The sequence below is a fragment of the Candidatus Margulisiibacteriota bacterium genome (assembly GCA_041650635.1).
Lineage (GTDB): Bacteria > Margulisbacteria > WOR-1 > JAKLHX01 > JBAZKV01 > JBAZKV01.
In genome coordinates, this window is the sequence record JBAZKV010000037.1 from 1 (window position 1) to 7490 (window position 7490).

Consider the following 7490-nt stretch of genomic DNA (forward strand, 5'->3'; position numbering starts at 1 on the left):
TGGCCGCCACGCGTTATATAATAACGAATGGAGGAGTGGCCGAGTGGTTGAAGGCGGTCGCCTCGAAAGCGACTATACCTTAACGGGTATCGGGGGTTCGAATCCTCTCTCCTCCGTTTAAGTCTTGAGCAATAGTGTGAGTGCTGAGGCTCGAGCGCTCATGACTCAAGACTCACACTCAAACTCACACTGGGATTTAAATGGTAAGGAGCAACCCAATGAATGAAGTGCTAGACAACATCATGTCCCGCAGGTCTGTCCGAGAGTATTCCGACAAGCCTATTCCCAAAGAAATTCTCCAAAAAATAATCGAAGCCGGTAATATGGCGCCAACTGGCAGCAATGTCCAGCCGTGGAGATTTGTGGTTGTGGAGGGACAGGCCGAAAGGAAAAAACTTGCGGAGCTGAATCTGACCGTCTACAAAGAATGGATAAAAAATGCCCCAACGGTTCTTCAGGAAATGAGAAAAGAAAGGGATGCCATGATGGCGGACCCCATATATTACGGGGCGCCGGTCTATGTTTTTGTTGTGGGTACTCCCGGGATGACCGCTCCAAACGACTGTCCGATGGTCTGTGAAAACATAATGCTGGCGGCAAGGTCTTTCGGGATAGGCAGCTGCTGGGTGTTCTTTGGCCAGCTGGCGCTTGGTGATCCTTATATGCAGGGCCTTCTCGAACTTAAGGAGGGAGAAAAAGTCTTTGGGCCGGTAATTCTTGGTTATCCAAAAGACGGATTTCCTCCGTCGCCTGAAAAGAAAAAGCAGGTTGTCAAAACAGTCTGATAATATTAGAATGTTGTCTAAAAGATCAGAAAGGAGCTATCATGAACCCGTTCTTGAAATATCTGAACCCGGTACTGTTCCTGCTGGCCTTGATACAGATAGTAAGCGTAGCCCTGTTGATATCGGCGCCTTCTTTTGGGGTGCTGGGCATACACAAGCTTAACGGTCTGCTGCTTCTTACAGTGATAGCGATACATTTCTCGCTTAACTGGCCTTGGATAAAAGCCACCTATCTGTCGGGCAAGAAAAAATAGTCCTATTCGTACCTTAGAGCTATGACGGGCAGGAGGTTTGAAGCCCTCCAGGCCGGCCACAGGCTGAAGATGAGTCCTGTTAGCACCGAGAAGACAAAGGCAAGCAGAACGGAGTCCATCGAAATAAATATAGTCCAGCCCAGAAAATAGGCAACAAGCCACGAGATGCCGGCTCCGAAGGCTATCCCAAGCAGTCCTCCTATAAGGCAGATGAGTATGCCTTCCACAAGAAATTGAAGCATTATGTCGGTGTTCTGAGCTCCGAGCGCCTTTCTGAGCCCTATCTCTCTTGTGCGTTCCATGACCATGACCAGCATGATGTTCATTATCCCTATGCCGCCAACCAGAAGGCTTACCGCGGCTATTGCTCCCAAAAGCAGCGCAAAAGTGCGTATCATTTCGCTGGCTGCTTTTTGGATGTCCGCCATATTGCGCACCTCTATCTGATCGGACTGGCTTTCCTGAAGGCGGTGGTTCTTAACTATAAGGGCCGTGATCTCTTCCTGGGCTTCGGGAATAAGTTCCGCGTCACTTACCTGGACATCAAAGTAATTTATGTAATCGACTCCTAAAACTCTATACATGGCAGTGGTGACCGGGACAACTATCTGGTCGTCAGAATTCCTAAACCCTGCAACCCCTTTTTCCGGAAGGATGCCTATCACTTCAAAATTGATGCGGTTGATCCTAATGTATTTGCCCACAGGGTCTTCCTGCGGGAAAAGTTCTGACGCCACGGTTTTGCCTATCACGGCAACCTTGGCCCTGCTGGCAATCTCGTTCTGGGTAAAGAACCTTCCAGAGGCTGGAAAGGAATCCCTGACCTGCTGATAGTCGGTGTTGGTGCCGGTAAGCGATGTTCTCCAGTTCCTGGCGGAGTGTACCGCCTGGACCCTGCCCGTTGCATATGGGACCGCTCTTGCAACGGAATGCAGCTTTTGAAGCGCGGTAAGGTCCTCGAACCTGAACCTGGTTACGGAATCGGTTCCTGCCGAGATCCCCCCAGACCGGAATGATGTTCGCACCATAAGGACATTCTTGCCAAGGGAGGCAAGGCTTTTTTCCACCTGCTTTTGAGCGCCGAGCCCGATGGCAAGCATTGCAATTACGGCCGCAACTCCTATCAGGATGCCGAGGATAGAAAGGAAGGTCCTGAGTTTATTGGTCTTGAAAATGGACAGGGCCTCCAGTACATAGTCTTTTACCGATTCAAAACTGATTATGCGTCCTCTTTTGAGCTTTGAAGTTATGTTAGCCGGGGAGGCCGCATCAGAAGCCTGCTGGCGGCCTTTTTTTTCATCTTTTATTATTCTTCCGTCCTTAAGCACGATGACTCTGCTTACTTTTTCCGTCAATTCCGGGTTATGGGTTATCATGAGGATGGTGTTGCCTTCCCGGTTGAGCTCGCCCAGAAGTTCCATTATCTCTTCGGTTGACTTTGAATCAAGGTTTCCGGTAGGCTCATCGGCCAGTATCACAAGAGGTTTGTTAGCCAGCGCTCTAGCTATGGCAGCCCTCTGCTGCTGGCCTCCAGAGAGCTCTGTCGGAAGGTGGTGGAGCCTGTCCGACATGCCTATCCGTGCAAGGACCTCCCTGACCTTTTTTTCGTCCCCGGAGGACCTGCTCTGGGCGTAGATAAATGGAAGCATGACATTTGTCAGAACATTGAGTCGGGGCAGGAGATTGAACATCTGAAAGATGAAACCGAAAAACTTGTTGCGCAGCATCGCAGATTCTTTGTCGGAAAGCTTTGAGACCTCGGAGCCGGCCAATTTGTAAGAACCTGTGTCCGAGCGGTCAAGAAGCCCTAAAATGGCAAGCAGTGTCGATTTTCCGGAGCCGGAGGCGCCCATTATGGCGACGAATTCCCCGGGTTCTATCTTCAGGTCTACATTGTCAAGGGCAACCACTTTGGGAGCGTTGCCTATGCAGTAGGTTTTGGAGATCCCTCTTAGTTCAATTAGCGCCATTGTCTGTTTAATTCTGCTTGCTGAACGGGTTTACAGCCCCGGGCCTGCGTCCAGAGGGGGCCATCAGCTGCTGTGCTGTTTTTGCGTCCGGTATGATGACGGTATCGCCTTCAGACAGTCCCGAAACCACCTCAACGCTTCCGGAGCTTTCTATGCCCGTTTGTATCTGTATGCTTTTCAGTTCGTTATCCGTTTTGTTCTTGATAAAAGCGTAGGAATTTTTCCCCCTGGTCTTTATGGCTTCCGATGGAAGGAGTAGAGCGTTCTGTCTGCTTTTTATCATAAAATTGACCGAGGCGCTCATCCCGGCCCTAAAGAAAGAGGGGACATGGCTTGGCAGCACATCAACCTCGTAGATATTCACATTGTTGATGGTCTTTGATTCGTAGGCTATATGTTCTACGGCTCCGGGAACTATTTCTTCCGGGTAGGAGTCAAGGATTATACTGACCTGCTGGCCCTTTATGATCCTGCCTATGTCCGTTTCATCCACCTGTGCTTTTACGATAAGCTTATCGGCCATTACAAGTATAGGGTCGCTGACATTGACCGACTGGCCTGATTCAACCGGCCTTTGTATAATAAAGCCGTTGATAGGGCAGATGACCGGCGTGGCCTTGTAGACATCCTCCCATTTTGAAACCTCTTCCTGACCCTTTGCTGCTGCCGCATCCAGAAGAGCCGCGCGTTCGTTGGAGCTCATCCTGGCCAGGACCTGTCCTTTGCTTACTGTTTGCCCCTCTTTTACGAGGATCGTCTCTATTCTTCCTGCAACTGGAGGTTTGATCTCAAGCCTGTTCCTTGGAGTGACTATTCCCGTGGAAGGAATGGAGGCCCTGATAGTTCCTTTGAAAACGGTTGCGGTCTTTTGCTCTTCCTTTTTATCGTTGGAGCAGGCGCAGGCAAAGGTCAGGATAAACAGTACAAACATGACCCTAAAAAGTTTCATTCTATATAACCTCCGTATGAATTGTACCAGGCCGCTTCAGAAAGAAGGGCGGACCTCTTGGCGCTTAACAGGCTCTTTCCTGCGTTGATATAGGAATTCTCTATCCTGTCCCAGTCGTCGTAGGACATAAGGCCGTTCATATATTTGGCCCTGGCTATCATCGCCCTCTCTGCCGCGGTCTTTAGGAAGAACTGAGCTACTTCAAGCGCCTCCAATTTGTTCTCCAGGTCTATATAAGCGGCCTCTACAGAGTACCTCAGCTGCTTTTTTGTGTTCTCAAAGTCTTGCCTTGCTTTTTCCAGGGAGTTCCTTTTTATGAAAACATCGGCTATGTTGGTGCCTCCGGGAAAGAACGGATACGAAAGGTTTATGGCCCACGACCTCGACTGTGCAAGCGAACTCCAGCTGCTGCCGCTGTTCCTGATGCTGCCTGTCAGCGAAACGGCAGGTAAAAAACCCGAGATGACCGCCTGGGAGTCGATAAGAGCGCTTTCCAAAGTATACTGGGCCATCAGATAAGAAGGGGCGGTTTCTATCAGCCGGTCAAAATCGGGGCGGACTTTTTTTGAAACATTTTCGTCAAGTTTAGCTTCTGCGATGCTTTTGCCGATAACCTGAGATAGTTTGATCTGCGCCAGTGCTTGGGACCTTTTTGAAGCCTCAAGGGTATACTGCGCGTCCAGCTTGTCAGCCTGTGTCAGCATCAGGTTGCCCTTGTCCTCGCGGCCGCTTTCGTACCGCAGCTGGACCAGGTCGTTATTGTCTTTTCTGCGCTTAAGGATCTGTTGCTGAAGTGAGATGTTCTCCTTTGAGATCTGCATGTCCACAAAGGCGCTTCTTGCGTCATAGAGAGAGTCCGAAAGGGTCTTGTTGAACGAGGATTCATAATACTTAAGCTGAGCAAAGGCTTTTCTGGAAGTGTTCAGATCGGAAAACCCGCTGAACAGGTTCTGTGTGGCGCTTAAGCCGTAAGAGTCTGAAGAGGTCCTTGGCGAAGTGTCGGAGGTGCTCTCTCCCAGGGATACAGAGGCGGAAAGCTGGGGGAGGAAAGAGCCCAGGGTTCTGTAGTAGGACCAGCGGCCCGCTTCCATCTGCTTTTGCGAACTCAATATGCTGTTGTTATTAACCCTGCAAAGCGCGGCAACCTCTTTCCAGGTCTCGGCAAAAAGTGCCGGCTGGGTAAGAAGCAGTAGTGTTGCCGCCAGAACAGAAAAATACTTTTTCATCTGTGCCAATTATATCATTTTCCTTTTTTGCGGTCCCATTTTTTAGCCTTGTCGCGGCCCTGTTTCATCAGGCCCTCGAGCTTTTCCTTTTGTTCTTTTGTAAGGTCTTTGCGCAGAGCTATCATCTGGTCCATTCTCTTTAATCTGATCTGGTCCTCATTTTTGCTTATCTGCTGCATATAACCGAACAGCAGTTCCCTGTTGGGCGAGTCTTTTGCAAGTTCAGTCCCTATCTTGTCAAACAATTCCCGGTTCCTTGAACGGGTCGTTCCCGCCTCTTTTTCCAATGCTTTTGCCATGGACAGGTACTTGTCCTTTTGCGCCCGGCTGAGCCCGAGCTCGGACACTATCCTTGCCATCATCCTCTCTCCTGGGTCCCCAAAGGGTCTGCCTGGCCCTCTGCCCAATGCAAAGGAGGCTGTGTTCAACGCTGTTGCGAGCACCAAAGAGATCATCAGGGCCGTCAATTTGTTCCTCATCGTTTTTTCCTCCCGTAATATTTGACAGGCGTCAAATAGCAATGGTTCCAGTTAATCGGAAAATAGATAATTAAAGACCGGCTGTTTTGTCGTTTCCAACGGTTGAAAGATGTAAGATCTGAAAGGGCCGGCTCCATACCGTTCGATCCTTGAAAAGTTCAGATACATGGTTAACCCCAGGAACAAAATGGCTGCCATTCCTGCCGACAGCCAGAGGGCTGAATGAGTTTGACGGTGGAGAACAGTGTCCAGGCGAACACGCATTTTTGGATCGTCAAGGCCGGTCCGGATGCATTTAAGCCTGGCTATGTACTCCTCATAATTTTTATATGCCGCCATTTTTTACCACTTCCTTTCTTATTATTTCTCTTGCCCGGAAGAGATTTGATTTTACCGTTCCCAGGGCAAGCCCCATGATCTCGGAGATTTCTTCAAGCTTCTTCTCTTCAACATCCGAAAGCAGCAGTATCATCCTCTGTTTAGGGTTCAGCTTCTTTAACGGCAGGAGCTCTTCAAGGTCGGCAGCTTCCTGTTCCTTTTCTGCTTCAACATGCCTTTCCAGGTGCAGCAAATCGACAAGCGACTTATACCTGTTCTTTTTGTTGACAAAACTTATGGCAGTGTTGGATGCCACCCTGTATATCCAAGTCTCAAGGGAAGAATCCGCCCTGAAGCCCTTTAGCCCCTTGTGTATGTTAAGGAATACTTCCTGGAACAGGTCCTCCCGGTCCTGGACGGTAAAAACGAACCTGGAGATTAGGTTCCAGACATTCTTTCTGTTGTCCTCATATGCTTGGGAAAAATCAGGTTTGGCCATGGCTGCTCCGATCTGGTCCTTACATACGGTTGGACAAGCCCGAGCCCAAAAAAGTTCCGCTTTGATCGGCCGTCAATTGACGGTAATAGTCTGGCTTTTGGAAACGGTATTGGTCCCGTTGGAAACCACGACCGTCAGGTTGTAGGACCCGGCTGCGGAAGGGGCGAGCCAGGTGGCGGTGTTGTTGGAGGTGGCTGTATAAGAGCCCCCGCTGCAGGTCCAGTAATAGGTCAGGTCAAGCCCGTCCGGGTCCGAGGCGGTCACGAGAATGCTTATCGTGCTGCTCACGCTTACGGTGGTTTGGGAATAAGTCACGACCTCTATCGTCGGTGTGCCGGGAACGACAGAAACGATGTTCAAGTTCCCTGTTGTGGATTGGGCTTTTGAGTTCGTAACAGTGACGCTTACTGCCGAGGTCGTAGCGCTGGAAGGAGCTCTCCATTCCACCGTCGGCCCGTTTGAACTGAGCAAAGTACCTCCGGAAGCCGTCCACGAATAGCCCAGTGAATAGCCGTTGGGGTCCGAGGCTTCGCATGTCAGCACGGAAGTTTTATTAATGGCAACTTTAGTCGGAGTGGACTTAAGGTTCGTGATCACAGGGTCCTCGGGGTCGTTCACTGTTATCTGTGTCGAGTTTGAGGTGGTTGTGGACCCGTCGCTGACCACGACAGTTATTGTATATGTCCCAGTTGTTGTCGGAGCGGTCCAGGTAACTATCTTGCCTCCGGAACTTGAAAGAGTTCCTCCTGTCGCGACCCAGGTATATGTAAGGTCTGATGAATAAGGCGATACCGCTTCGCAGGAGATCGTGGACGAGCCTCCAGTTATTACCGTTGCAGGGGATGCCGTAACGGAAGTGACAATGGGGGAGGTCCTGTCGGTTACATAGATGGTTACGGTGTTGGAAACCGACTGCGAGCCGTCGCTGACTATCACCACGATAGTGTAAGAGCCTTTTGTGGACGGGGCTGTCCAGTAAACCGTATTGCCGGAGGTGCTGGACAGGGTCC

The 7490-nt window shown here is 50.2% G+C and carries 9 protein-coding genes and 1 tRNA gene; 3 read left to right on the forward strand and 7 right to left on the reverse strand.

Annotated features, from left to right (window positions below):
- Positions 1 to 29: 29 nt before the first annotated feature.
- The 3 genes from WC490_07855 (at position 30) to WC490_07865 (ending at position 1039) form a co-directional block, all read left to right on the forward strand.
- Positions 30 to 116: transfer RNA gene (locus WC490_07855), tRNA-Ser, on the forward strand.
- 102 nt (positions 117 to 218) lie between these two features.
- Positions 219 to 785, forward strand: coding sequence for a nitroreductase family protein (locus tag WC490_07860; GenBank protein ID MFA5098514.1), 567 nt, complete (start codon positions 219 to 221; stop codon positions 783 to 785).
- 41 nt (positions 786 to 826) lie between these two features.
- Positions 827 to 1039: a hypothetical protein gene (locus tag WC490_07865; protein MFA5098515.1), complete on the forward strand. Its 213-nt coding sequence runs from the start codon at positions 827 to 829 to the stop codon at positions 1037 to 1039.
- A 2-nt stretch (positions 1040 to 1041) separates the two neighbouring features.
- Here the strand turns inward: WC490_07865 and WC490_07870 are convergent, their stop codons facing one another.
- From WC490_07870 to WC490_07900, 7 genes are all read right to left on the reverse strand, one after another.
- The gene (locus tag WC490_07870) at positions 1042 to 3009 is read right to left on the reverse strand and encodes an ABC transporter permease (protein ID MFA5098516.1); all 1968 of its coding nucleotides are present in this window, start codon (positions 3007 to 3009) and stop codon (positions 1042 to 1044) included.
- A gap of 7 nt (positions 3010 to 3016) precedes the next feature.
- On the reverse strand, positions 3017 to 3958 hold the full coding sequence (locus tag WC490_07875) for an HlyD family efflux transporter periplasmic adaptor subunit (GenBank protein ID MFA5098517.1): 942 nt from the start codon (positions 3956 to 3958) through the stop codon (positions 3017 to 3019).
- Positions 3955 to 5184 (reverse strand): TolC family protein, encoded by a 1230-nt coding sequence (locus WC490_07880; GenBank protein ID MFA5098518.1) that lies wholly within the window; start codon positions 5182 to 5184, stop codon positions 3955 to 3957. The genes WC490_07875 and WC490_07880 overlap by 4 nt, the downstream gene beginning before the upstream one ends.
- 14 nt (positions 5185 to 5198) lie before the next feature.
- Positions 5199 to 5663, reverse strand: coding sequence for a Spy/CpxP family protein refolding chaperone (locus tag WC490_07885; GenBank protein ID MFA5098519.1), 465 nt, complete (start codon positions 5661 to 5663; stop codon positions 5199 to 5201).
- Between the two features lie 51 nt (positions 5664 to 5714).
- Positions 5715 to 6002 (reverse strand): hypothetical protein, encoded by a 288-nt coding sequence (locus WC490_07890; GenBank protein ID MFA5098520.1) that lies wholly within the window; start codon positions 6000 to 6002, stop codon positions 5715 to 5717.
- Positions 5989 to 6480 carry an RNA polymerase sigma factor gene (locus WC490_07895; GenBank protein MFA5098521.1) on the reverse strand — a complete coding sequence of 164 codons (492 nt, stop codon included), beginning with the start codon at positions 6478 to 6480 and terminating at the stop codon, positions 5989 to 5991. Before WC490_07895 ends, WC490_07890 begins: the two co-directional genes overlap by 14 nt.
- Positions 6481 to 6552: 72 nt before the next feature.
- Positions 6553 to 7490 (reverse strand): hypothetical protein (locus tag WC490_07900; protein MFA5098522.1); only part of this gene is annotated, 938 nt, incomplete at its 5' end.